26 protein-coding genes are annotated in these 23,602 nt (G+C 45.6%); 24 read left to right on the top strand and 2 right to left on the bottom strand.

Translation table 11 applies throughout. The annotated features are described in order from the left end of the window. Nucleotides 1–123: 123 nt before the first annotated feature. From MHI06_RS11020 to MHI06_RS11060, 9 genes are all read left to right on the top strand, one after another. Nucleotides 124–771 carry a hemolysin III family protein gene (locus tag MHI06_RS11020; protein WP_062833766.1) on the top strand — a complete coding sequence of 216 codons (648 nt, stop codon included), beginning with the start codon at nucleotides 124–126 and terminating at the stop codon, nucleotides 769–771. Nucleotides 772–1,033: 262 nt separating this feature from the next. Further along, a complete protein-coding gene (gene ylxM / locus MHI06_RS11025) occupies nucleotides 1,034–1,384 on the top strand; it encodes a YlxM family DNA-binding protein (protein ID WP_169478510.1) in 351 nt (116 codons plus the stop codon). Between the two features lie 68 nt (nucleotides 1,385–1,452). Continuing rightward, nucleotides 1,453–2,832: a signal recognition particle protein gene (gene ffh / locus MHI06_RS11030; protein WP_017689220.1), complete on the top strand. Its 1,380-nt coding sequence runs from the start codon at nucleotides 1,453–1,455 to the stop codon at nucleotides 2,830–2,832. Between the two features lie 52 nt (nucleotides 2,833–2,884). Beyond that, nucleotides 2,885–3,157, top strand: a complete 273-nt coding sequence (rpsP, locus tag MHI06_RS11035; protein ID WP_017689219.1) for a 30S ribosomal protein S16 — start codon at nucleotides 2,885–2,887, stop codon at nucleotides 3,155–3,157. 23 nt (nucleotides 3,158–3,180) lie between these two features. Continuing rightward, nucleotides 3,181–3,411: a KH domain-containing protein gene (locus tag MHI06_RS11040; RefSeq protein ID WP_017689218.1), complete on the top strand. Its 231-nt coding sequence runs from the start codon at nucleotides 3,181–3,183 to the stop codon at nucleotides 3,409–3,411. A 246-nt stretch (nucleotides 3,412–3,657) separates the two neighbouring features. Then, nucleotides 3,658–4,170: a ribosome maturation factor RimM gene (rimM, locus tag MHI06_RS11045; RefSeq protein WP_169478509.1), complete on the top strand. Its 513-nt coding sequence runs from the start codon at nucleotides 3,658–3,660 to the stop codon at nucleotides 4,168–4,170. A gap of 1 nt (nucleotide 4,171) precedes the next feature. Continuing rightward, nucleotides 4,172–4,939 (top strand): tRNA (guanosine(37)-N1)-methyltransferase TrmD, encoded by a 768-nt coding sequence (gene trmD, locus MHI06_RS11050; protein ID WP_340401485.1) that lies wholly within the window; start codon nucleotides 4,172–4,174, stop codon nucleotides 4,937–4,939. Between the two features lie 189 nt (nucleotides 4,940–5,128). Next, nucleotides 5,129–5,503 carry a glyoxalase gene (locus MHI06_RS11055; protein ID WP_340401486.1) on the top strand — a complete coding sequence of 125 codons (375 nt, stop codon included), beginning with the start codon at nucleotides 5,129–5,131 and terminating at the stop codon, nucleotides 5,501–5,503. A 157-nt stretch (nucleotides 5,504–5,660) separates the two neighbouring features. Beyond that, nucleotides 5,661–6,908 (top strand): hypothetical protein, encoded by a 1,248-nt coding sequence (locus tag MHI06_RS11060; protein ID WP_340401487.1) that lies wholly within the window; start codon nucleotides 5,661–5,663, stop codon nucleotides 6,906–6,908. A gap of 3 nt (nucleotides 6,909–6,911) precedes the next feature. Here MHI06_RS11060 and MHI06_RS11065 read toward each other — a convergent pair whose 3' ends face one another. Further along, nucleotides 6,912–7,877, bottom strand: coding sequence for a polysaccharide deacetylase family protein (locus MHI06_RS11065; protein ID WP_340401488.1), 966 nt, complete (start codon nucleotides 7,875–7,877; stop codon nucleotides 6,912–6,914). 348 nt (nucleotides 7,878–8,225) lie between these two features. Between MHI06_RS11065 and rplS the strand changes: the two genes are divergently transcribed. The 11 genes from rplS to MHI06_RS11120 all read left to right on the top strand — a co-directional run bounded on the left by rplS (nucleotide 8,226) and on the right by MHI06_RS11120 (nucleotide 16,953). Further along, entirely contained in the window at nucleotides 8,226–8,567 is a 342-nt protein-coding gene (gene rplS, locus MHI06_RS11070; protein WP_017689212.1) for a 50S ribosomal protein L19, read from the top strand. A 361-nt stretch (nucleotides 8,568–8,928) separates the two neighbouring features. Then, nucleotides 8,929–9,549, top strand: a complete 621-nt coding sequence (gene lepB, locus MHI06_RS11075) for a signal peptidase I (protein ID WP_062833773.1) — start codon at nucleotides 8,929–8,931, stop codon at nucleotides 9,547–9,549. 30 nt (nucleotides 9,550–9,579) lie between these two features. Continuing rightward, nucleotides 9,580–10,443, top strand: a complete 864-nt coding sequence (gene ylqF, locus MHI06_RS11080; protein ID WP_340401489.1) for a ribosome biogenesis GTPase YlqF — start codon at nucleotides 9,580–9,582, stop codon at nucleotides 10,441–10,443. A gap of 462 nt (nucleotides 10,444–10,905) precedes the next feature. Next, nucleotides 10,906–11,607, top strand: a complete 702-nt coding sequence (locus MHI06_RS11085; protein ID WP_081745912.1) for a ribonuclease HII — start codon at nucleotides 10,906–10,908, stop codon at nucleotides 11,605–11,607. 30 nt (nucleotides 11,608–11,637) lie between these two features. Continuing rightward, complete coding sequence (locus tag MHI06_RS11090) at nucleotides 11,638–13,677, top strand: DNA ligase (RefSeq protein ID WP_340401490.1); 2,040 nt, start codon at nucleotides 11,638–11,640, stop codon at nucleotides 13,675–13,677. Continuing rightward, nucleotides 13,674–13,985 carry an EscU/YscU/HrcU family type III secretion system export apparatus switch protein gene (locus tag MHI06_RS11095; RefSeq protein WP_169478501.1) on the top strand — a complete coding sequence of 104 codons (312 nt, stop codon included), beginning with the start codon at nucleotides 13,674–13,676 and terminating at the stop codon, nucleotides 13,983–13,985. Before MHI06_RS11090 ends, MHI06_RS11095 begins: the two co-directional genes overlap by 4 nt. After that, nucleotides 13,979–14,377: a YraN family protein gene (locus MHI06_RS11100; protein WP_340401491.1), complete on the top strand. Its 399-nt coding sequence runs from the start codon at nucleotides 13,979–13,981 to the stop codon at nucleotides 14,375–14,377. The genes MHI06_RS11095 and MHI06_RS11100 overlap by 7 nt, the downstream gene beginning before the upstream one ends. 325 nt (nucleotides 14,378–14,702) lie before the next feature. Then, nucleotides 14,703–14,864: a paeninodin family lasso peptide gene (locus MHI06_RS11105; protein WP_169478499.1), complete on the top strand. Its 162-nt coding sequence runs from the start codon at nucleotides 14,703–14,705 to the stop codon at nucleotides 14,862–14,864. 61 nt (nucleotides 14,865–14,925) lie between these two features. Further along, complete coding sequence (locus tag MHI06_RS11110) at nucleotides 14,926–15,282, top strand: carboxypeptidase-like regulatory domain-containing protein (protein ID WP_340401493.1); 357 nt, start codon at nucleotides 14,926–14,928, stop codon at nucleotides 15,280–15,282. Nucleotides 15,283–15,315: 33 nt separating this feature from the next. Further along, nucleotides 15,316–16,119, top strand: coding sequence for a carboxypeptidase-like regulatory domain-containing protein (locus MHI06_RS11115; RefSeq protein ID WP_340401494.1), 804 nt, complete (start codon nucleotides 15,316–15,318; stop codon nucleotides 16,117–16,119). A gap of 282 nt (nucleotides 16,120–16,401) precedes the next feature. Next, nucleotides 16,402–16,953: a nitroreductase gene (locus tag MHI06_RS11120; protein ID WP_340401495.1), complete on the top strand. Its 552-nt coding sequence runs from the start codon at nucleotides 16,402–16,404 to the stop codon at nucleotides 16,951–16,953. A 241-nt stretch (nucleotides 16,954–17,194) separates the two neighbouring features. Here the strand turns inward: MHI06_RS11120 and MHI06_RS11125 are convergent, their stop codons facing one another. After that, nucleotides 17,195–18,805, bottom strand: coding sequence for a YifB family Mg chelatase-like AAA ATPase (locus MHI06_RS11125; RefSeq protein WP_340401496.1), 1,611 nt, complete (start codon nucleotides 18,803–18,805; stop codon nucleotides 17,195–17,197). 479 nt (nucleotides 18,806–19,284) lie between these two features. Here MHI06_RS11125 and MHI06_RS11130 point away from each other — a divergent pair, with 479 nt between their 5' ends. The 4 genes from MHI06_RS11130 to dprA all read left to right on the top strand — a co-directional run bounded on the left by MHI06_RS11130 (nucleotide 19,285) and on the right by dprA (nucleotide 23,514). Beyond that, nucleotides 19,285–19,740 (top strand): MarR family transcriptional regulator, encoded by a 456-nt coding sequence (locus MHI06_RS11130; RefSeq protein WP_169478495.1) that lies wholly within the window; start codon nucleotides 19,285–19,287, stop codon nucleotides 19,738–19,740. A 243-nt stretch (nucleotides 19,741–19,983) separates the two neighbouring features. Continuing rightward, nucleotides 19,984–21,144, top strand: coding sequence for an ADP-forming succinate--CoA ligase subunit beta (gene sucC, locus MHI06_RS11135; protein WP_036609384.1), 1,161 nt, complete (start codon nucleotides 19,984–19,986; stop codon nucleotides 21,142–21,144). Nucleotides 21,145–21,207: 63 nt separating this feature from the next. Continuing rightward, nucleotides 21,208–22,137, top strand: a complete 930-nt coding sequence (sucD, locus tag MHI06_RS11140; protein WP_074094556.1) for a succinate--CoA ligase subunit alpha — start codon at nucleotides 21,208–21,210, stop codon at nucleotides 22,135–22,137. Nucleotides 22,138–22,383: 246 nt separating this feature from the next. Further along, nucleotides 22,384–23,514 (top strand): DNA-processing protein DprA, encoded by a 1,131-nt coding sequence (gene dprA, locus MHI06_RS11145; RefSeq protein WP_340401497.1) that lies wholly within the window; start codon nucleotides 22,384–22,386, stop codon nucleotides 23,512–23,514. Nucleotides 23,515–23,602 lie beyond the last annotated feature (88 nt).

The raw sequence follows: 23,602 nt of genomic DNA on the forward strand, positions 1-23,602 counted from the left end.
TGAGTAGCGTTAACCGTATTGCCAGTGATATACGTGATAAGTGTCACGTGTAATGTCACTGGCAATACGTGTATAATGGGAATAAAGAAGGTAATGCTTAAAGGGTTAGAAAGGACGGTTGAAATGGCCAATACTTATACCTATTCTCGCCGTGAAGAAGTCGCCAATGCGGTGACACATGGAATCGGCGCTGCACTCAGTGTAGCTGCACTGGTGCTATTGATTGTATTTTCAAGTATCAAAGGCACGGCTTGGCATGTGGTCAGTTTCACGATCTATGGGATCACCATGTTACTGCTCTATACGAGCTCCACACTCGTGCATGCATGGAAAGATGGAAAAGTGAAAGATTTATTTGAGATTTTTGATCATTCATCTATTTATTTGTTTATTGCCGGATCATATACTCCACTTTTGTTTATTGCTGTTCGCGGCACACTTGGATGGACCCTGTTCGGTATAATCTGGGGAATCGCATTATTCGGCGTGATCTTTAAGGCGTTTTTCACTAAAAAGTTTTTATTCATGTCCACGATTTTCTATATTGCGATGGGCTGGCTCATCGTTATTGCCTGGCAACCGCTTATGGCTGCCATTCCTACAGGCGGAATCGTGTTGCTGGTAGCTGGAGGTCTGATGTATACACTGGGGACGCTTTTTTATGTGTGGCGTGGATTTCCATACCACCATGCGATTTGGCATCTCTTTGTGTTAGCAGGCAGTATTCTTCATTTCTTCATGGTACTGCTGTACTTGACACCACTTCGCTAGATCACATAAACGGATGCATCTCCACTGGCTGAGACGCATTCGTTTTTCTTTTACATAGAGGTAGAGTGTAAAGGTTATAGATCGGGGTTTGCTTGTCATGTAAAAGGGCAGAAATCACCGGTTTAGCATCGAAATGGGACGTGATCTTAGCTGTTTTTATTGTGACAAGTATTTTTGCTTGACAACCTGATTTGTTTTAGGTATTATTAGGAACGTTGCAAGAGTGTAAAGTGTTTTTCCTTGACGAAGGGAGTGCCCCGATGTGAGTCAAGAAAATCGGCTTGAGAAGACAAACCGGATTAACTTACTGTTTGCTTTTTACGAATTGTTACTTACTGAGAAACAGCAGACTTTTCTAAAGTATTACTTTCATGACGATTTTTCACTTGGTGAAATTGCAGCCGAGTTTGAAATCAGCCGCCAGGCGGTATACGAGCATATCAAGCGTGCCGAACAAGTGCTGGAAAATTACGAAAGCAAGCTAGCCTTGCTGGAAAAGCATGAACGGCGTAATCGCAATCTTGAAGATTTGCAAAATGCATTGGAACGCGCAGGCGTCTCCATTGATAACAACAAACAAATACACGATATTGTTGCCCAGCTCAGCGAATGAGAAGATCATAACGGGTGGGTGGAACTTATCGGTCTTGAAAACAGTATTAAAGTCAAGGAGGTGGGATCATGGCATTTGAAGGATTAACGACCCGATTACAGAATGTGTTCAGTAAGCTGCGCGGCAAAGGCAAGGTATCTGATGAAGATGTAGCCGAGGCTATGCGCGAGGTACGTCTGGCATTGCTCGAAGCGGATGTAAACTTCAAAGTGGTCAAGGAATTCATCGCCAAGGTGAAAGAGAAGGCTGTCGGCAAAGAAGTGATGGAGAGCTTCACGCCAGGAATGGTCATCATCGACATCGTTAACAAGGAACTAACGGATTTGATGGGTGGAAGCCAGGCGAAACTGGCTAAAGCGAACAAACCGCCTACGGTGCTGATGATGGTTGGTTTGCAGGGTGCTGGTAAAACAACTACATCTGGTAAACTGGCTAAAATGCTGCAAAAGCAAAACAGCAGACCATTGCTTGTTGCAGGCGATATTTATCGTCCGGCAGCGATCAAACAGTTGCAAGTACTTGGCGAGCAGATCAAAGCGCCGGTATTCACACTGGGAGATCAGACAAGCCCTGTGGAGATTGCACGTCAAGGTCTTCAACATGCCAAAGATAACGGTAATGACTATGTCATTATCGATACGGCTGGACGTCTGCATGTCGATGAAGAGCTGATGGAAGAACTTCGCCAGATTCACAGCGTAGTGAATCCGGATGAAGTCCTGCTTGTCGTAGACAGCATGACAGGTCAGGATGCGGTTAACGTAGCAGAACACTTTAACCAGCAATTGAATCTGACCGGGGTTGTCCTGACTAAGCTGGATGGCGACACTCGTGGTGGTGCCGCACTTTCCGTCAAAGCAGTTACGGGTTGTCCAATCAAGTTTGCTTCTCTTGGAGAGAAACTTGACGCTTTGGAGCCATTCCATCCAGAACGTATGGCTTCACGGATTCTCGGTATGGGTGATATGTTATCTCTGATCGAGAAAGCACAATTAAACATTGATACCGATAAAGCTAAGGAAATGGAACGGAAGATGCGTAATGCAGAATTCACGTTTGAAGATTTCCTGGAGCAGATGGATCAGGTGAAAAAGCTGGGACCAATCGATCAGATCATGGATATGATCCCTGGCATGGGTAAGATGAAACAAGCTAAGGACCTGAAGGTTGATGATAAACAAATGGGCCGGATCGAAGCGATCGTCTACTCAATGACGACTGAAGAGAAACGCAACCCGGACATGATCAACCATAGCCGCCGGAAACGTATTGCTACAGGTAGTGGAACATCACTGGCCGAAGTAAACCGTCTGATCAAGCAATTTGATGAGATGCGCCGCATGATGAAACAGTTCTCGGATATGATGGGACCTAAAGGCGGCGGTAAAAACAAAGCTATGAAGCAGCTTAAAGGTATGGGTAAAGGAATGAAGTTTCCTTTCCGTTGATTAAGCGAAGCTAAATCATATACAGATTTCATTGAAGGAGGTGAATTTTCAAATGGCAGTTCGTATTCGTCTGAAACGTATGGGTGCTCACAAAGCTCCTTTCTACCGCGTAGTGGTATCGGATTCCCGTTCCCCACGTGACGGTCGTTTTATCGAGGAGATCGGTTACTACAACCCGGTTGAACAACCGGCTGTTGTTAAGATCGATGAAGATAAAGCATTGGCATGGCTTCAAAACGGTGCACAAGCATCTGACACTGTCCGCAACTTGCTTAGCAAAGCGGGCGTGATGAAGAAGTTCCACGAGTCTAAATTATCTAAATAAAGTGCTGATTCGGAGGGTCATCTATGGAAGAATTAGTAAGCATAATTGCTAAGGCTTTGGTCGATCATCCGGAAGATGTGACGGTTCGGACGGTTGAGAAAGACCGGCTTGTCGTTTATGAGTTAACTGTTCATCCTGACGATGTCGGGAAGGTAATTGGTAAACAGGGACGAATCGCAAAATCTCTTCGCACGGTCGTCACATCAGCAGCAGTTAAGATGGATAAACGGGTTACCGTTGATATCATATCTTAAAGATATACGAAAGGGGGTTAGGATGCATGTCCTAGCCCCTTTTCGTGCATGCTGAACTTAATATGTTGGATTAGATATTGAATTAAAATATTTTTGGGTATGAGTGACTTCGGAGCAGTGCAGGGGACGGGATCGATTCTGGAGAAGCGTCAGGATAACAGCGATCGAAAGAACGAACCGTCGCCGGAACGACCGTACGAGAGTCGAAGTAGCTGTTTAGTTTGATTTAATTTCGTAGGAGGAAATATGGCAGAGTTTATGAATGTAGGTAAAATCGTCAATACGCATGGAATTCGCGGCGAGGTAAGAATCATGCCTTTAACTGATTTCCCGGAAGTGCGTTTTGCTAAAAATGCGGAGTTGTTTTTCTTTACACCAGATAATCATCCAGTCATGGTTAACGTGGAATCTTCACGTTTGCATAAGAATATGTATATTCTTCGTCTGAAAGAGTATGGCAATATTAATGAAGTAGAGAAGTTTAAGGGCGGCGTGGCCAAAGTGTTGAAAGAGAATCTGGCTGAATTGGAGGAAGGTGAATACTACTTCCATCAAATCGTTGGGTGTTCCGTCATCACCGAAGAGGGTGAAACGCTCGGAACCATCTCTGAAATTTTGACTCCAGGTGCTAATGATGTATGGGTTGTCAAAACGCCAGCAGGTAAAGAAGTACTGATTCCCGTTATTGATGATGTAGTACTTGATGTGGACATCGAACAGCAGCAAGTGAAGATTCACCTGATGGAAGGGCTGCTGTAACATGAAAGTGGATGTATTAACACTATTCCCCGAGATGTTTGACGGCGTATTCGGAGCAAGCATTCTGGGTAAAGCCCAAACGAAGGGGCTGGTGTCCCTCGGTGCAACGAACTTCCGTAATTATGCGACGAATAAGCACAATACGGTCGATGACGCTCCTTACGGTGGGGGTGGAGGCATGGTGCTGAAACCAGATCCGATCTTTGCTGCTGTTGAAGATGTGCTGGAACAACGCGGAGAAGCCGCGGCAACCATGAAAGCTCCACGTATCATTTTAATGTGTCCGCAAGGTGAGACGTTTACACAGAAAAAAGCAGAAGAACTTGTACAGGAAGATCATCTGATTTTTATATGTGGACATTATGAAGGTTACGATGAGCGAATCCGCGAATTTCTCGTAACGGATGAACTATCCATTGGTGATTATGTACTCACTGGTGGGGAGTTGCCAGCAATGGTTGCCATTGATAGTATCGTACGTCTTATTCCCGGTGTGCTTGGCAATGAGACAAGCGCAGTAACCGATTCATTCAGCACTGGACTCCTCGAATATCCACACTACACACGTCCACCTGAGTTTAGAGGTATGAAAGTACCGGATATGCTGTTGTCAGGGCATCACCTGAACATTGAGGCGTGGCGCAGAGAGCAGTCTTTGCTTCGTACGTTAGAGCGTAGACCGGAGATGTTGGAAACGGCGGATTTGACGAACAAAGAACGCATTTGGTTGAAAAAGATACGCTCAAACCGTAAAAATAGTACAGAGTAAATAGATGCAACGTATAAACCCGTAAATATATCTTTTTATAGAGTTCGAAAAGCTAACCTAGATACCACAGGTTGGCTTTTTTTTGTTTTTATTGTAAGAAGAAAGCTGGATTTCGATGGGACTATCCTATAAAATGGAGATATATTTTAAAACAGAGTTTCATCAAATGAAACAAAAGGCGGTGTATGAATGACTTACAATATTATTGGTCTTGATCATATTCAGCTCGCAGCACCAGAAGGCTGTGAGGTGGAGGCGCGTTATTTTTTCAATAACCTGTTGGGCTGGACGGAGATTCCTAAACCTGAAGCTCTAAGAAAACGGGGTGGTGTATGGTTTGAGTGTGGCAGACACCAAGTTCATATTGGCGTACAAAAAGATTTCATTCCCGCTACAAAAGCTCATCCGGCATTTCATGTACAACATTTGGATCAGTTGCGTGATCATCTGAATCATAACCATATTCATATTGTCGATGATGAAGCAAGGATAGATAAAGGTGTAAGACGTTTCTACATAAATGATCCTTTTGGCAATCGTCTTGAGTTCTTAGAGCGGGTATAAATCATACGTTTAAATTGTTTATTTTGAACGTAAACACTTTTTTGCAGCTTTGAACATTTTTGCATGAGCACATAATAGGGTTGTAAAAATCAGGGGTTTTCTTTATGGTGAACTCAGCTGTAATGGGAATGTTAACGATACGCTGAGGAGGAAGATGATGAGCAATCAGCCTTATGAAATCGCCAGAGTAGATATTAGCGAAGCCGGAGAACGCTGCAAAATGCTTTTGGGAGATCTGAATGGAGACGGCAGACTTGAGATGTTGCTTGTACAGGCAGATGGGGGCATAGACGATCGGTATGTTCCGCATCAGGTATGTTGTTTGACTGCATTTGATCTGGAAGGAACATTGATATGGCAGGTGGGAACGCCTGATCCGAATGCAGGAGGTCTGGGCTCAGACTATCCCGCTCAGATCGCAGATTGGGATGGTGACGGAAATAATGAAGTATTGTGTGTAATGGACAAACGATTCCTCGTGTTGAATGGTGAGACTGGAGAGATTAAAGAAACACGTGATCTGCCAGGTGATGAAGCACATGACTGCATTATTCTTGCCAACCTGACGGGTAACCAGCAGAAAATGGACATTATATTGAAAGACCGCTATAAGACGTTATGGGCACTTGACCATGATTTTAATTTGTTATGGAAGCATGAAGGAAATCCGGGGCATTTTCCATGGGTATATGATATCGATGGAGACGGGAAGGATGAAGTGATGGCCGGATATGACATGCTGGATCATGATGGGACGTTATTATGGTCTTGTCAAAATCTTGACGATCATGCCGACTGTATATGGTTTGGAGATGTTGACGGCGATGGGCAAGTCGAGGTAGTCATTGGTGGCAGTGTCACGGTCATGATGGACCGCTACGGTAATGAGAAATGGCGTTATGAAGATTCGATTGAATCACAGCATATTGCACTGGGCCATTTTTGTACTGGAATGGAAGGTTTACAGATTGCAGGCTTGGACCGGATTGTCCGAGGGGATGAGCATGGTAAGGATGGAATGTTCATGCTGAATAGCGCAGGGGAAGAAATTTGGAAGGAAAATCGCACGACTCGTGGCTGGTTAACCATTATAGAGCCTGTATGTAACTGGGATGAAGGTGGACTTGATTATATTTTGGCGTATCGCCGAGGTGGAGATGTATTGCCTGCTTTGGTGGATGGAAATATGAAAACGGTTACTGAATTCCCGAAAGAGGGATATGCAGTGCATGCAGACCTGGTTCAGACGGGGAAAGAACAGATCATCATCTATGACGCACAGGAAGCAGTAGTTTACGCCAATTCTCCGATGACACTATCATTACTGGGTGCAAAAAGAGCCAAGCCACAGCTGAAAAGGCTGTATAGCTCGACTCTGTATCCAGGCGGTGAAGTTAAACTCTAGATTTCAATGGTCATTCTCCAATGCAGGTAATCCATTCTGCGGACTGGATTCAGGCTGAAGCAAGGACGCCAGGTCAGTACCTGTCGTGACCGTCAAGCGAGATAGTTTCATAGGTTGATCTCCTGGATGCACAAATCCGGACTTTACTGTAAATGCCATGCGATAACCATGTTGCTGTAACTTGTATATCATCTGTGTACTGGTATAACCAAAAGGATAGGCCAGATAAGGTGTGTCTATTCCGGTTTGCTTCATTTGCTGAATATCATCATCCAGAAGACTGGTGTCCAGACCGACAGGCACACTGTTGCCACAGCGCATGAATCCCTTGTGATGCAGGTTATAGGTATGGCTATTGAATTCAAATACATCAGTTGCCGCCTGCATCTCTGGTTTGGAGATGAAACTGTTTTTGGCAGGGTCAAATACCGAAGGTTGCTCCTGAATTTTACTGCCTATGACAAACAGCGAGGCATGAAAATTATATTTTTGAAGCACAGGGTAAGCTAACGTATAGTTGTTCTGGTATCCATCATCAAAGGTAATTACAATGGACTTTTGTGGTAGCGAGATATTCCCATTAACATATTGTTCAAGCTGGTCCAGTGTAATCGTACGGTAGCCTTCATCGTGCAGGTATTTCATATTTTGCTCGAAATCCTCCAGATTAATGATGGATTTATTATCTGTCTCGTGATTATTCAATTTGGGCTCTATGTAGTGATACATCAGTACAGGAACTTCTGTAGCCGTACCTTGTTCCATCTTGAAGGTAGAACGATCCAGCGCAGATTGGTTAGTAAATTCAGTGTGTGACAGCTGGAATGCTTTACCTTTGACCATATCCCAGGAGGTACAGGCTTTGTGTGACATGGCATTCGTCGGATGAGTTACGGCATAGGCATATAGTGTAATGGAGCATGTGAGCATGGCGAGTATAGCAAGCGTGATCTTTTTCCAATATTTCATGAGTCTTGGGGTTCTCCTTTAAAGTGGTCATTAAGTTATATCATAGACGATATTTCTATACGGGAGGTTACAGTATTTTTTCCTGTATCAGGTTGACTTGCAGATGAGAGCGTTGATTCACTGTCCATATGGGAGAATGTATTTTAGAATGAAGTTAACATGTGATGGATGAGTTTCAGAGTGGCAGATTAATCAATAGGCATTTGTTTAATTTCTCTTGTGTTTTGATATGCTGCGTGATACAATAAGTCTGTTATGTGGAATACGGCGGTCCTCTATGGATGATGAAGGAGACAAGGTGATCTCTGGAAGAAGTATGAACGCCTGTATGGAAGGAGGGAGTCATAGATGAATATCGTTCAAGCGATTACACAAGAACAACTTCGCAAGGATCTTCCGAGTTTTCGTCCTGGTGACACTTTGAAAGTGCACGTTAAGGTAATCGAGGGAACTCGCGAGCGTATCCAATTGTTCGAAGGTGTTGTGATTAAACGCCGTGGTGGTGGAATCAGTGAGACTTTTACAGTTCGTAAAATTTCTTACGGTGTAGGTGTGGAAAGAGCTTTCCCGCTTCATTCCCCAAAAATCGATAGAATCGAAGTGGCTCGCCGTGGTAAAGTTCGTCGTGCGAAGCTTTATTATCTTCGTGAACTACGCGGTAAAGCAGCGAGAATTAAAGAAATTCGTTAATATAACGGATACCGGGAAGGGCTTGGAGACAAGCCCTTTTCGTTTTTGTCCGGGAAAAGTTGAACCGGAGGTACACTTCCGAGTAAAATGGTATGGCAACACATGCGGGGAATAGTCCGGGAGGCTTGTAAAATCAGTTATTGAAGTGTGTGTTCAAAAGACCGGTTTCAGTACCGACTTTTTGAACAACCTCTTGAAGGCATTTGAATTGTGGATTAAATGTACTGTAATGCTTGGAGAAAGATTACATAACTGATGTGAATATTTTGTATCCACCCCATGAGAGATTGGTTGGATCGATGCAGAATGCTGGATGTGTGTACTGCTATAAACATGTACTGTGAAGAGAGGAAGATCTTGAATGGAACAAGAAGTTCAACATGACCGGGGCAATCCTGCCGAAGAGAAAGACAGTCGATCCAAAAAAGCTAAAAATGAAATTGTTGAATGGCTTAAAGCCATCGTTATCGCATTAGTTCTCGTTATTCTGATTCGGTGGTTGCTCTTCAAACCGTTTGTTGTGGATGGTCCGTCCATGCAGCCGAACTTTGAAACAGGTGAACGTGTGATCGTCAACGAAATCTTATATGATATCAGAGAACCGAAACGCGGTGAGGTTATCGTCTTCCACGTACCAACCGAAGGTCGAGATTTCATTAAACGTGTTATTGCTGTAGAAGGTGATACGGTGGAGGTTCAGGACGATACCGTAATGGTTAACGGTAAAAAGGTTGATGAAACGTATATTCAAGGAGCCATTGATGCAGCTGAAGCAAATGGTGGAACATATAACGTGAAGGATTTCCCGAATGAACAGTTCCCTGATGGCAAAGTGCCGGCAGGTCATGTGTTTGTTATGGGAGACAACCGTCCAAATAGTACAGACAGCCGTATGATCGGTTATGTTTCGTTAGAAGATATTATTGGTCGTGCAGATGTTATTTTCTGGCCGATCGGTGAGATCAAGTGGATCAACCACTGAAATTGAAGTAAATAATGAGGTGAAGACAAGGTGACGATACAATGGTTTCCAGGTCATATGACTCGAGCCAGACGCCAGATTCAGGATAAGTTAAAGCTCATCGACGTGGTCATCGAACTGTTGGATGCCCGTCTGCCTGTCTCCAGCCGTAATCCGATGATTGACGAAATATTGCTGGATAAACCCCGGATGATTTTGTTGAACAAGTCGGATTTGGCAGATGCCAAAGTGACGCAAGAATGGATTGAATATTTTAAAAAAGAGGGAATTACCGCCTTTCCTGTGGATGCCTCGACAGGCACTAATGTTAAAGACATTCCGGTACAGGCGAAGCTTCTTCTGAAAGAAAAAATTGATCGTCAAATTGCTAAAGGAATTAACCCTCGTGCGGTTCGCGGATTGATTGTGGGTATTCCGAATGTTGGTAAATCAACACTGATTAACCGACTGGCTGGACGGAGTATTGCGTTAACAGGAGATCGTCCTGGTGTGACGAAGGGGCAGCAGTGGATTAAGGTAGGCAAAGAAATGGAGCTATTGGATACTCCAGGTATTCTTTGGCCCAAGTTCGAAGATCAAAATGTAGGTTATCGTCTTGCTGTAACAGGTGCGATCAAAGAGGAAATTCTGAATGCAGAGGATATCGCCTTTTTTGGAATCAGCTACCTGATGCGTTATTACTGGGACGCCCTGGAAAAGAGATACGGACTTCAGGAGTTCTCCAAGGATGCAGATGATTCAGACAGTGTTATTGCGATTATGGAACAAGTCGGCCGTATCCGTGGATGTGTTGTAAGCGGTGGACGTATTGATCTGGAAAAGGCATCACGAGCATTTCTGCGTGAACTGCGAGCCGGTAAAATGGGACGTTTCTCTATGGAAGCTCCCTATTAAAAAAATGGACTCTACACGATGAAGATCATTGTCTTCATTTGTTCATTTCATATATACAAGTGCCGAAAGAAGCGGCCGTTACCGGATTACCGGGAGCGGTCGTTTTTTGTGTATACAAACGCGGAAGTAGAGCTGGAACATACGTAGAAAACGATAAAATGGAAGAGGTTTGAAGAACAGTACGCTTTATGGAATTGGCTGACCTATATATCAGGTGCATCTAAATCGTGCTATGATAAATGGTGGTGCAATTTAAATTAGACGAGGTCTGATATATTCAATTTAAACCATCAAATACCGATAAATGAAGACATCACTATCTTTATATTATAAATCTCAAGGAAAAGTTTTACTGAGAGAGACAGGTTGTACAGAACAAAAGACAGAGGATCTACGTCTATATTATAAAAAGTTGTAAGTGATACGTATGCTGAAAAAGCGTGGGTAGAGGAGATGAGCGTTATGGTTGAAAATAATGAAGAGATCGGGTTGAATCTACTGGATACTCCGATTGGACCAAAGAAGAAAAAAGAAGTCAGTGAACCTCGAGATCTGTTGCTCTATGAGCGGGAGTATTGGGACAGTGGATTTGAACGTATTGCTGGTATTGATGAGGTGGGACGGGGCTGTTTGTTTGGGGATGTTGTGGCAGCGGCGGTTATTTTACCGAAGGATCTCATCCTGGAAGGCGTGAATGACTCCAAGAAATTAACGGAGAAAAAACGTGATGCATTATATGACGTCATTATGGAAAAAGCGCTGGCGGTAGGTATCGGGTATGCGGATGCAGAGACAATTGATCGGCTTAACATCAAACAGGCTGCGAGACTTGCGATGAAACGTGCGGTTGAAGCATTGGGAGAAACTCCTGATTATATGCTGGTGGATGCCGAGAAGGTGGATGTGAATGTACCTCAACTGTCCATTATTAAAGGGGATGCTAATAGTCAATCGATCGCAGCGGCATCTATTATTGCCAAGGTAACGCGAGATCGGCTGTGTAAGGAAGAATGGGATACGTTATATCCGGAATATGGTTTGTCGATACATAAAGGATATGCAACAAAAGTTCATCGGGAGCAAATTATGGCATTGGGGGCAACCCCGATGCATCGGCGCAGTTTTCTGGGCAACCTGCTTGGAGAGCAGCAATCTTTGTTTTAACACAGGTTTGAAGAAAGGAGGGGGAGAGATTTGAATATCGGTTCCATGATAAAGGGGTTAATGGGAGACAGTAAGCCCGGCAATGCCAAACCGCTTGAATTAAAGGAAGGTCAGGTGGTTCGTGGCTCCGTCGTTAGTGTATCCGATGATGGGGGAGAAGCAGTTCTGCAGATTCAAGGTGTGCAAGTGCGCGCCAAGTTGGAGACTCCACTCCGTCCGGGTGAGACCACGTTGCTTCAAGTGCAACCTCCAGGTGAAAATGGCATAACGGTAATGAAACCTATGACGGGTACACTTGCTGAGCTGCCACAAGCTTCGCTGAACAACCTGCTTAAGGATGTAGGACTGCCGGATACAAAAGGGAACCGGGAACTGTTACTTGCCATGCAGCGTAGCGGATTGCCGCTAACGAAGGATAATGTGGCTATGGTCCAGAATATGATGACTGCTAAACCTGCACAGGTCCCTGTGGAAGAATGGGTGCAGGCGACGGGAATTGCTTTTCAGCGTGGTCTTCCGGTTACGGCGGAAACAGTAAAAGGATTACACCAGACGGTGTTTGGCCCCCCTCTGCACCAGTTGTTAAGCGGGTTGGCTGACCAGTTGGAAACGATGCTGACTCAAACAACAGGTAAACCACTATTGCCTGGAGAACAATCTGCTGCGTTGAAACCAGCAGTCGTGGCTGGTGCACCTGTTGTACCGAATGCTCCACAGACGGAAGAAGGATTGGTTGCATCAGGCAATGGTCGTCAGGTGACTGGAACGGGAACACCTGCTTTGTCAACGCAACAAGGACAAGCGGCGTTGGCAGGTGGTATATCCATGACGGATGGCGGGGCAGAGGATGCAGGTACTGCGGTTAAAGGAAACGTGCAGACCGGCGGAGGCACCGGAAATGCTGAAGCCGGGGCAAAGGCAGTTGCCAGCAACGTTGAAACGGCTGGCAAAGGGGGTGCAGGTATTCCGTCTGGAACTGGAATACCTGGAGAGAGCCCGCGCGGGGCTGACGCGGGGCAGGCTGGGAGCCGCCCGGGTACAGCGGGGGCGGCAGCAGAATCTGTGGCTGGCCGTGTAATTGCAGGCCAGCCTGAAACAGCCGCGGCCGGGCGGACTGACGGCCGCGCTGAAACGCCTGCTGCTGCGGGGGCACCGTCCGCAGCAGCGCCTACGGCAGCGCAGCTGGCGCCCAAGCTGCTGGCGCTGCTGGACGCTTTGCGCAGCGCGTCCACTGCCGCACCGGCACAGCCTGGTGCGGCAGCACAGGCCGCCCCTGCATTGCAGGGCGGCCAGGCGGCTGCGGCTGCCGGAGGCGTGCCGCAGCCGTTGCCAGCCGGCGCTGATGCGCCGCCGGCTGGCGGTAGTGCCGCAGCACCTGCGGGAGCTGCGGCACTACCCGCGCCTGTCACCCACGAGGGGGACCCGTGGGTGGGGCGCGTGCTGAAGCTGCTCGGTGCGGAGCACGAGCAGCAGGCCGTTCACGGCGCGGCAGCGCAGCCGCGCGTGGGGGATGCGGCGAGTCCGGCGAATGCGGACACGCTGAAGGGCTTGCTGCTGCAGCTTGCCAGCAGCGACGGTGCGACGGCGGCACTCAAGGATGCCGCCGGACAAGCGGTGCAATATCTGACAGGTCAGCAGTTATTGCTGACGACAGATCGCAGTGCTACGTTTGCACAGATGCACTGGTTTATTCCGATCACCGGACCGGACGGGGAAGAAACAGCTTCCGTTCAGATTCAATCACGTCGTGGACCTCGTGGAGAGCTGGATGCGTCCAACTGCCGTCTATGGTTCGATCTGGACATGAAAAGTCTTGGGCCTACACTGGTAGATGTCCATGTGGTTAACAACATTGTCAGTCTGCGTGTATTGAATGATCGCGAAGGAATGGGACCGCTCCTGGAGAGCGGAAGAGAGGTAATCCATCAGGCATTGGACAAGCTGGGCTATCAATTGCTGACCTTCAAGGCTGAACCATGGCCTGTGGGCCAGGAGCCGGGCGCGGAGCGGAAAATGACGGCCTCGGATTATAGTCCTGAACGTTACAAAGGGGTGGACTTGAAGGTATGAAAGACGAGTCGTCACAACCGGACCTGCTCTCCAAAAAAGCGGTTGCCCTAAAATATGTTCCTGGAGAGAGCGAAGCACCCGTTGTGGTAGCGAAGGGCCGCGGCAAAGTGGCAGAAGCCATTCTGGATAAAGCCAAGGAAAACGGGGTGGCTGTTCAGGAGGATGCAGCACTTGTGGAAGTACTCTCCAAGTTGGATCTGGATGAACAGATTCCAGCAGAACTGTATCAGCTGGTCGCAGAGGTTCTAACGTATGTCTATCGTGCAGATCGACTGGCTTCGGGACGTGAGGAAGATGAATCATGGTAGAACATAGATCAGGCAAGGCTCCGGGACTGAAGCTTACACGACAACAGAAGGGCCGATTAGGCGAAGAAGCCGCCTGTCACTGGTTGCGAGAGAACGACTATCGGATCATCAGACAGAACTGGCGTTGTCGTAGCGGTGAGATTGACATCATTGCTTCCTGCGAGGGCCTGATTGTTTTTGTGGAAGTAAGAAGCAGAAGTGGAGCCGCTCAGTATGGTACACCTCAGGAGTCGGTCGATATGCGTAAAATGCAGCAGGTGCGTTCAACCGCATCCGTTTATTTGCAAATGACAGGAGAGACGGATCAACAGATCCGTTTTGATGTAATTGCTGTGATGCTTGATCAAGCGGGAGAGACGGTCTCGGTGAATCATATTGTTAATGCATTTTAAGAAAGATACTCAAAGTTATTGCTGTATCAAAAAGAAGATACGATATGTATCTTTTCTTGGTGTGAATCCATAGGTTATTTCAAAGTACAAGTTTAATTATATCTTATCTTTTCATTCGTTTTAGTTTTGAAATTAGTTAATATGTTAAAGCCGCAGATCCTCATCATACAGGAGCTGCGGCTTTTTTGATTTAACTATGAAATCACGAAACAGAGGACAGAGCATCAATAATAAAATCATTTTATTTCAGAAATTTGTAGATACAAAATGTATCATTTGTAATAAACTAAGAAAGTTGAAATTTAAAGAGAGGTTGGTGGGATGTATGAAAGAGCTTCAGAGTACTTCGAACAACACAGTAAAACAAGTATGGGAGTGCCCTCGGATGGAAGTGCTGGATATCAGCGAGACCATGAACGGTGGACAGGGGATTTGGCAATATGTTTGGGACGGAGAATTCTGGAAGCTTGAACTTATGGTCAGTTAATTAAAGAGGCTAAAGAGGAATGTTTGATCCATAAAAATAAATGGTGAGGTGTAGTGAGAAGATGCAGACAAGTATCAAACGGATAATTCGACTAAGTACACTATCTTTATGTTTCATTTTGTTTGGGATCATGTATTCCGGAGTTTCTTATGCAGCCGAACCACCTAGCCAGGCAAGTGTGTCAGGTAAAGTTATTGATCGTCAGGGATTACCTGTCAAGGACGCTACTGTCAAGTATTGGCTTGATTATCGTGGGGATACGTCAGAGAAAAGCGTGAAGACGGATGGGAATGGACGGTATCGTATTATAGAGTCCGTTGAAGACAATACGGACATTACTTTTGTAGTTGAAGCAGAGGGTTATGTGACGTACAGACACTATAGCTCCTACGGATTGTCCGGTGGAGAACAAATATAGCTAGATTTTTATATTTATGAACCCTCCACGATTGTGGGAACTGTCAAAGATCAGGCAGGCAGACCTGTTCCAGATGCTCGCATAAAAGTGACAAGTGTCTTTGATCGTATAGTGAAAACGGATCAGCAAGGTCGATATGCGGTTACAGGAATTGATTACGCCTATAATCCGAACACTGCAATTTGGGTAGATGCCGATGATTATATGCTATATGAACAGGATCGCTTGGGTGTCCGTGAGGGAGGAACCTTAAGATTGGATGTTGTTTTGACTGAAGCAGCACACGTGCGGGGAAAAGTTGTAGATGAGTCGGGCAATCCAGTAAGTGGGGCTAAAGTTAATGCTGGAGGTTCGGCAACAACAGATGCTCAAGGCAACTATTTTATAAAGCGCGTGCCAACAGGGACCAGAACAATAACGGGGGAGGCAACCGGATACTTAAAATCGAGCCAAAGTGTTACCCTCGTACAAGGAGATCGGAATACGTTTAATATCGTACTTAAGAAAGATGCAGACATTACACCTCCAGTAACCAAGTACAGATTAGTTCCTATTACAGATACAGTTAATGGGAAGCTATACATCAAAGGATTTACATTTAGACTACAGGCAACAGACGAAGTCAAAGGTTCAGGTGTGAAGACGACACAATATCGAATTAATGGAGGGGCATGGAAGAACTATGAAGGACCCGTCAAGTTTTATGCCCCTGATGTCAAGGTGGTAGAGTACTATAGTACAGATGTTGCAGGTAACCAGGAGAAGTACAATAAAATGGACTTTGTTAATGGCACATTTGAAGGGAATGGCACGTTTGAAGGGGAGAGTTACGATTGATTACTCGTTGATATGACATGTGAAACATGTGAATAAAAAAGGCTCTGACTTGAAGATCCCTCGTGGTGTATCAAGATTCAGAGTCGTCTTTTCTGTTCGTTATGACCTTAACGGTAATGACCTCTGCCCCTCCTTTGAATCTCGTGATCAGATAGGTGTATAATCAAGAATGTAATCTGGCGTTCTAATCTTTTGATTTGTCATAAACGAAAACGAATTGTTCCAGACCGTAAGCCATCTTTACGGGTACAGATCATAATTATAAACAGGGAGGTACGGCCGATGAGTAAAGCTACGAAAACAACGAATGAAGTCAGAAATGCGATTGAAAACCGTCGTACGGTGAAGAAATTTAAAAAAGAAGCTGTTCCTACACAGCAAATCATAGAGTTGCTGGACACCGCAGTCTGGGCTCCTAACCATAAACTGCGTGAACCTTGGAGATTTTTGTTGTTTACCGGAAATGGACGGAAGAAACTGGCTGAGGCTATTGATGCAGAAATGGGAGAAGACAATAAATTCTCAGCCAATATTATGCAAGTTCCATCTGTTATGCTTGTCGTGCTGGAAGAAGATCCAAGACAGAATATCTGGGACGAAGACTTCGCTGCGGTCAGTGCATTGGTTCAGAACTTTATGCTTGCAGCCTGGAGTGAAGACATTGGTACGTTCTGGGTGACCAAGCCATTCCTGTACGCTCCCAAATTCCGCAAACCGCTTGGAATAGAGGCGGGTGAGAAGATTATAGGTATGATCTATATGGGATATCCTGATGTTATTCCTTCTGCCAAAGAACGTACGCCAGCCAAGGATAAACTGACTCTTTTTGAATAATAAATTATTAAAAACCTTAGCTATCTATGATCCCTTATGTTTCAGGGAAATCCACGTACAAGTACCTTTCTTCACAGAAGAGAAGGGCTTGTACGTTTTTTGTCATGTTGGCGTATCCGCATTGTAGAATCTGCATAAGGAATCCTTCTCGATCTTCCTCTGCTGTTTACAGTCTCATGCCCATTTCACTGTCTTTGGGTAAATCGGCCTGTTCTTTCCTCCATATGCTTCTAAAATAGCTTCAAAATAAATTAAGATCCAATTGACGATACTGGATGGCTTCAGCCACATGAGCTGTCATAATTTCACCATCATGGTCCAGATCGGCAATCGTCTGTGCCATCTTGATAATCCGATCATGTGCACGCATGCTCAAGTTTAACGTTTGTAGTGTTTGCTCTAGCAGTTGCTCTGCCTCTTGAGGGAGATGGATCGTTCGTCGCAAAAGCGTGCCCGAAAGCTGGCTATTCCAACGGACTGAACTTTGGGCATAACGTGCAGCCTGAATTTGATGAGCATGGATGACTTTTGCCTGCATTTCTGCAGAGGAAGGTGAGGCAGCTGATTTACGCCACTCGCCTGGTGGAGGAACCTCGACCTGAAGATCGATACGATCCAGCAATGGTCCTGAAATTTTGGCTCGGTACGCGGCAACACGGGCTGGACTGCATATACAGCGCTGCTCCTCCGAATGAGCGGACAAATATCCGCAGGGGCAGGGATTCATGGAACATGCGAGCATAAACTGGGCGGGAAAGGTGAATGCTGCCCGCGCCCGACTAATCGTCACTGTGCGATCCTCTAACGGTTGCCTTAATACCTCCAATACCTGGCGCTGGAACTCAGGTAATTCATCCAGAAACAATATCCCCCGGTGGGCCAGGCTCACTTCACCCGGTTTCGGAATACCACCGCCTCCAATTAGACCAGAGGTAGATATCGTGTGATGCGGGGAGCGAAAAGGTCTGTCTGCAATCAGGCCTTGAGGGGCTTCCTTCAATTTGCCTGCGGCACTTAATACTTTGGTGACTTCCAACGCTTCATCTTCTGACAAAGGAGGAAGGATGGAAGGCAGACGTTTGATTAACATCGTTTTGCCCGTGCCTGGCGGTCCAACGAGCAATATGTTATGCATGCCTGCTGCAGCAATCATAAGCGCGCGTTTTACATGATGCTGCCCCAGAACATCGCTATAGTCATCTGCGCAAAATGACGTTTGTTCCGGCCTTCTATCCACCACCCTTTGAGTCTTATCTGTTGTAGGAGTAGCGAGGTGAGCATAATTTTTTAATACGACCGGTCCTGCATTAGCTTTATTTGACACTCCAACCGAACTCGCAGATTGATCTAAGTTTTCCGGTGCGATATCTTGCAAATGGCGAATGCCAAACACTTGAATACCTCGAATCAGTGACGCTTCCTCCACATTATCCAATGGAAGGAGCACGGACGTAAAGCCTTGCCGTTTGGCCAGATCCACCATGGATAAAATGCCAGGCACTGACCTGATCGAACCGTCCAATGCCAGTTCGCCAACGACTAATGTTCGTTCCTGAGGAGGGAGTACAAGCTGGCCACTTGTCATAAGTAAACCAATAGCAATGGCCAGATCAAAGGAAGACCCTTCCTTGCGCAGATCAGCGGGGGCCAGATTGATTGTGATTCGCTGTAACGGATACTGATATCCACAGTTTTTAATCGCTGCACGAACACGTTCAACGGCCTCACGAATGGCTGAATCTGGTAATCCGATGATGGACGTTTGTGGCAGACCATTGGATAGATCGGTTTCCACCTCAATCAGAACGCCATCAATTCCGTACAAACACGCACTATGCAATTTCCCGTACATAACAAAGAAACACCTCACTCGATTCTTGACTCCGCATAACACGGGCCAGTCTACGAATTAAGGTGCTTCCTCAGCTTCTACTAAGCATTTTATATAAAAGGAATCATGGAGTCAACCTGTCAATATCATCGCTGTAATCATCATTCCTGATCCCTGGATTTTATTTCTGGAAAGAAATCATTAGATAGCTTTTATAAAATGATTTCCGTATAAACTTGCATTATAGTTATCGAATTCGGCTCTAGAGAGAGTGAATCTATTCGCTGGACTTATCTATTATTGTTGTTAAATCATGTGAATATACTGTTGGTCATCTATTCATAATTATATTTTACACAATCTAATTTAACATAATTAAATTGAAAGGTAAAATCATTTGTGCTCAATTATTCTGTTTTTTTTCTAATTTGTGATAAGATAGATTTGTAGTTCCTTTCTTATGAGGAATAGATTGCACAATAGGCAGGTGAGAAAGACATATGCAGACGGACAGTTTGAAGCTGGATAACCAATTATGCTTTGCCATATATGCTTGTTCACGTGAGATTACGAAGATGTACCAGCCTTATCTGGAGGTGCTCGGCGTAACGTATTCACAGTATCTGGTTCTAATGGTGTTGTGGGAACGTGAAGAATGCACGGTTAAGGAGATCGGGGAGGCGCTATACCTTGATTCGGGAACATTGACACCACTTCTCAAACGTTTGCAGTCGGCAGGACTTATTAATCGCGAACGCTCGGCTCAGGATGAACGTAAAGTATTAATTACACTAACCGACTCCGGCCGTGAGCTTCGGAATAAGGCATTGTCGGTACCTGCATCCATTCAGGGAGACGCGTGTTTGAACAGCACGGAGTTTGAAGCTTTACTGGGTCAGTTCAAAGGATTACTGGAAAAAGTGCACGAAACCAACACGAACGCAGCCAAAAAATAGAATGTAGCATTGAATCGAGGAAACCTTAGCTTTTTGCTAAGGTTTTTTCCATATATACCCAAACATTCACAATATGGGATCATACTCATATCAAAATACTGTCTATTAATCATTACTTTTTTAAGGAAAGCGTTTTAAAAACGTGTTACAATGAATTGGGTTTAAGTGAAAATAGTCAACATTTGTCTTTTGTTAGTCTACCAACCCGCCTTGTTGCAGTCACGTTGATAGGAGGATTCGAGAATGAATATCCATGAATATCAAGGAAAAGAAGTACTGAAACAGTATGGAGTTACCGTTCCAAACGGAAAGGTTGCTTATACAGTCGATGAAGCGGTTGCGGCCGCAGAGGCATTGGGCAGTCCGGTGACTGTTGTTAAAGCGCAAATTCACGCAGGTGGCCGGGGTAAAGCTGGCGGCGTAAAAGTAGCGAAGAGCACGGATGAAGTTCGTGCCTATGCTTCCGAAATTCTGGGTAAAGTATTGGTGACACACCAGACTGGACCAGAAGGCAAAGAAGTGAAACGTCTTCTGATTGAAGAAGGATGCGATATCCGCAAAGAGTATTATGTGGGTGTTGTTGTGGACCGTGCCACAGGCCGTGTAGTTATGATGGCTTCCGAAGAAGGCGGTACTGAGATTGAAGAAGTAGCTGAAGCTACACCTGAGAAAATTTTCAAAGAAATTATTGACCCAGCTATTGGGTTGCAAGTGTTCCAGGCGCGTAAACTGGCTTACAGCATCAAGATTCCGAATGAACTGGTGAACAAAGCCGTTAAGTTCATGCTCGCGTTGTACACAGCTTTTGTCGAAAAAGATTGCTCTATTGCCGAGATCAATCCTCTCGTTGTTACCGGAGATGGAAACGTTATCGCGCTGGATGCGAAATTAAACTTTGACTCCAACGCTTTGTTCCGTCACAAAGATATTTTGGAACTGCGTGACCTGGATGAAGAGGATGAAAAAGAAATCGAAGCTTCCAAATACGACCTCAGCTACATAGCACTTGATGGCAACATCGGCTGTATGGTCAATGGTGCGGGACTTGCGATGGCGACGATGGACATTATCAAATACTACGGTGGAGACCCCGCCAACTTCCTTGACGTTGGGGGCGGTGCAACAACGGAGAAGGTGACTGAAGCATTTAAGATCATTTTGTCCGATGCCAAAGTAGCTGGAATCTTTGTTAACATCTTCGGTGGCATCATGCGCTGTGATGTTATCGCCAACGGTGTTGTTGAAGCGGCGAAGCAACTTGGCCTGACCAAACCGCTGGTTGTTCGTCTTGAAGGAACTAACGTGGAGCTTGGCAAACGTATTTTGGGCGAATCTGGCCTGAATATTGTTCCTGCTGATTCCATGGCCGATGGTGCACAGAAAATTGTTGCCCTCGTAAAATAAGTTCATTCCTTAGTACCGGAGCTGTCCGGGAATTGAAAAATAACCGTAAGGATGTGAAGCAACGTGAGTATTTTGATTGATAAAAATACAAAAGTCATTACGCAAGGCATTACGGGTTCAACGGGAATGTTCCACACGAAGGGCGCATTGGACTACGGAACCCAGATGGTAGGCGGAGTTACACCGGGTAAAGGCGGAACGAATGTGGATATCACGCTGGAAGACGGTACAGTAGCCAGTCTGCCGGTGTTCAACACTGTGCAGGAAGCGAAGGAAGCTACAGGCGCAACAGCGAGCGTCATTTACGTTCCTCCGGCATTTGCGGCAGATTCCATTATGGAAGCTGTTGATGCAGAGCTGGATCTTGTGATCTGTATTACGGAAGGTATTCCGGTTCTTGACATGATCAAAGTTGACCGTTTCATGGAAGGTAAAGATACCGTCCTGATCGGACCGAACTGTCCAGGTGTCATTACACCGGGCGAATGTAAAATCGGGATCATGCCTGGTTATATCCACATGGCGGGGCACGTTGGCGTTGTTTCCCGTAGTGGAACACTTACGTATGAAGCCGTTCATCAACTGACGACTCGTGGCATTGGACAATCTTCTGCTGTAGGAATCGGGGGAGACCCTGTAAAAGGCTCCGAGTTCATTGATATCCTGAAACGGTTCAATGAAGATCCACAGACTCATGCGGTCATCATGATTGGTGAGATTGGTGGTACGGCTGAAGAGGATGCTGCAGATTGGGTACGTGAGAACATGACCAAACCGGTTGTTGGCTTTATCGGTGGCGTAACAGCGCCTCCAGGCAAACGGATGGGTCATGCTGGCGCTATTATCTCTGGCGGTAAAGGTACAGCCAAAGAGAAGATTGCGAAGCTGGAATCTTGCGGTATCAAAGTAGCACCAACGCCTGCTGAGATGGGCTCGACTTTGGTGAGTGTACTTGAAGAGCGCGGTATTTTGAATTTGTGCACGACACATTAATTCTTTTTCGTTATAATAGAAGAAACGGCTCGGAAATGATTTGTTTCTGCTAGACCGACTATTATGGTTACGGAAAAGGTAAGCAACCTTTTGCCCTTAAACAGGGCGAAGGGTTGCTTTTTTGCGTTTTTTTTAACGTGAAAAGGGTGAGGAATTGTTTCTCATCTGCGTAAACGCTTGCATTCCGTGATCACTTAACACACAATATGAGGGAAGATACTCTTCCCGCTCTGGGAGGTTTATGGTATGGAAGAAGGATGGATCTTGTTTGGGTTGCATGAGATGGAGGGTATTGGCAGGAAAACAATCTCAAAACTGGTTCTGGGACAACATCAATGGTCCGATCTTTTGAATTATGAAGAAGGTGACTGGACTGCGGCAGGTTTGCGCAAAGATCAGGCTGCCCGTTTAGCGAGTCAATTTACGCTCAACTGGATCGAACGTAAAAGAGAACACGTTTACAATCAAGGGATAGAGGTTATTACTTATCTGGATCAGAATTATCCCATATTAATGAAGGAAACCGTTCAACCTCCCTGGGTAATGTATGGTCGAGGTGATATAAGTTTGCTACACAACTCGTCCATTGCGATGGTGGGAACTCGTATGCCAACCGTGTATGGGCGCAAAGTTGGTGAGAAGCTGGCAGAACAATTATGCAGTGCAGGGCTTACGATTGTAAGCGGGCTTGCCCGCGGTATTGATAGCGTATGTCATGAGGCAGTATTACGTGCTAAAGGAAAAACGATTGCCGTATTCGGAACAGGGATTGATAATATATACCCACCCGAAAATACAAGCCTTGCTGAACGAATCGCAGAGACGGGTCTGCTTTTGTCGGAATATCCACCAGGTACGAGAGCGCGCCAAGGACTATTTCCGGAACGGAATCGAATCATTGCCGGTTTGACGCTGGGGACATTGGTCGTTGAGGCTGACATTCGCAGTGGTTCGCTCATCACAGCAGATGCTGCTCTTGAAGCAGGCAGGGATGTATTTGCTGTTCCTGGACCCATCACATCGCCGAAGAGTCGGGGCGCTCACAATCTAATCCGTCAAGGTGCCAAATTGGTCACATGTGCAGCAGATGTTTTGGAAGAGTATCGTTTGGACTTGCCAAATGCAGAACAACTTCCTTACAATAGAGGACGTTCGGCAGAAACACCTGAGCCTTCCAGGCAAGGGATATTCGCTGAGGTTAAGCTCTCTCCAGATGAACAACGTGTGATTTATCTGTTGGAACAGGAGGAGCAATCGTTAGATCAACTGGTTGAACAGCTAGGTTGGGATTTTGGACATTTGCATTCAGTTCTGTTATCTTTAATCATAAAAAAGCAGATTAGCCAATTACCAGGCACCAAATATGCGAGGGTATGACGATGCTACAACCTATGTAGCGTGTGGAAATATATAATTAGCTGAAGTTATCAACCTATGCATAGGCTTACAGAAACAGTTACATGAC

The sequence above is a fragment of the Paenibacillus sp. FSL H8-0079 genome (assembly GCF_037991315.1).
Classification (GTDB): Bacteria; Bacillota; Bacilli; order Paenibacillales; family Paenibacillaceae; genus Paenibacillus.

What these genes read in the sequence shown, in the direction of transcription:
- MHI06_RS11020 (WP_062833766.1), top strand. Translation starts at nt 124, where the DNA reads ATGGCCAATACTTATACCTATTCTCGCCGTGAAGAAGTCGCCAATGCG.
- ffh (WP_017689220.1), top strand. Translation starts at nt 1,453, where the DNA reads ATGGCATTTGAAGGATTAACGACCCGATTACAGAATGTGTTCAGTAAG.
- rpsP (WP_017689219.1), top strand. Translation starts at nt 2,885, where the DNA reads ATGGCAGTTCGTATTCGTCTGAAACGTATGGGTGCTCACAAAGCTCCT.
- MHI06_RS11040 (WP_017689218.1), top strand. Translation starts at nt 3,181, where the DNA reads ATGGAAGAATTAGTAAGCATAATTGCTAAGGCTTTGGTCGATCATCCG.
- rimM (WP_169478509.1), top strand. Translation starts at nt 3,658, where the DNA reads ATGGCAGAGTTTATGAATGTAGGTAAAATCGTCAATACGCATGGAATT.
- trmD (WP_340401485.1), top strand. Translation starts at nt 4,172, where the DNA reads ATGAAAGTGGATGTATTAACACTATTCCCCGAGATGTTTGACGGCGTA.
- MHI06_RS11055 (WP_340401486.1), top strand. Translation starts at nt 5,129, where the DNA reads ATGACTTACAATATTATTGGTCTTGATCATATTCAGCTCGCAGCACCA.
- MHI06_RS11060 (WP_340401487.1), top strand. Translation starts at nt 5,661, where the DNA reads ATGAGCAATCAGCCTTATGAAATCGCCAGAGTAGATATTAGCGAAGCC.
- MHI06_RS11065 (WP_340401488.1), bottom strand. Translation starts at nt 7,877, where the DNA reads ATGAAATATTGGAAAAAGATCACGCTTGCTATACTCGCCATGCTCACA.
- rplS (WP_017689212.1), top strand. Translation starts at nt 8,226, where the DNA reads ATGAATATCGTTCAAGCGATTACACAAGAACAACTTCGCAAGGATCTT.
- lepB (WP_062833773.1), top strand. Translation starts at nt 8,929, where the DNA reads ATGGAACAAGAAGTTCAACATGACCGGGGCAATCCTGCCGAAGAGAAA.
- MHI06_RS11085 (WP_081745912.1), top strand. Translation starts at nt 10,906, where the DNA reads ATGGTTGAAAATAATGAAGAGATCGGGTTGAATCTACTGGATACTCCG.
- MHI06_RS11095 (WP_169478501.1), top strand. Translation starts at nt 13,674, where the DNA reads ATGAAAGACGAGTCGTCACAACCGGACCTGCTCTCCAAAAAAGCGGTT.
- MHI06_RS11100 (WP_340401491.1), top strand. Translation starts at nt 13,979, where the DNA reads ATGGTAGAACATAGATCAGGCAAGGCTCCGGGACTGAAGCTTACACGA.
- MHI06_RS11105 (WP_169478499.1), top strand. Translation starts at nt 14,703, where the DNA reads ATGAAAGAGCTTCAGAGTACTTCGAACAACACAGTAAAACAAGTATGG.
- MHI06_RS11110 (WP_340401493.1), top strand. Translation starts at nt 14,926, where the DNA reads ATGCAGACAAGTATCAAACGGATAATTCGACTAAGTACACTATCTTTA.
- MHI06_RS11120 (WP_340401495.1), top strand. Translation starts at nt 16,402, where the DNA reads ATGAGTAAAGCTACGAAAACAACGAATGAAGTCAGAAATGCGATTGAA.
- MHI06_RS11125 (WP_340401496.1), bottom strand. Translation starts at nt 18,805, where the DNA reads ATGTACGGGAAATTGCATAGTGCGTGTTTGTACGGAATTGATGGCGTT.
- MHI06_RS11130 (WP_169478495.1), top strand. Translation starts at nt 19,285, where the DNA reads ATGCAGACGGACAGTTTGAAGCTGGATAACCAATTATGCTTTGCCATA.
- sucC (WP_036609384.1), top strand. Translation starts at nt 19,984, where the DNA reads ATGAATATCCATGAATATCAAGGAAAAGAAGTACTGAAACAGTATGGA.
- dprA (WP_340401497.1), top strand. Translation starts at nt 22,384, where the DNA reads ATGGAAGAAGGATGGATCTTGTTTGGGTTGCATGAGATGGAGGGTATT.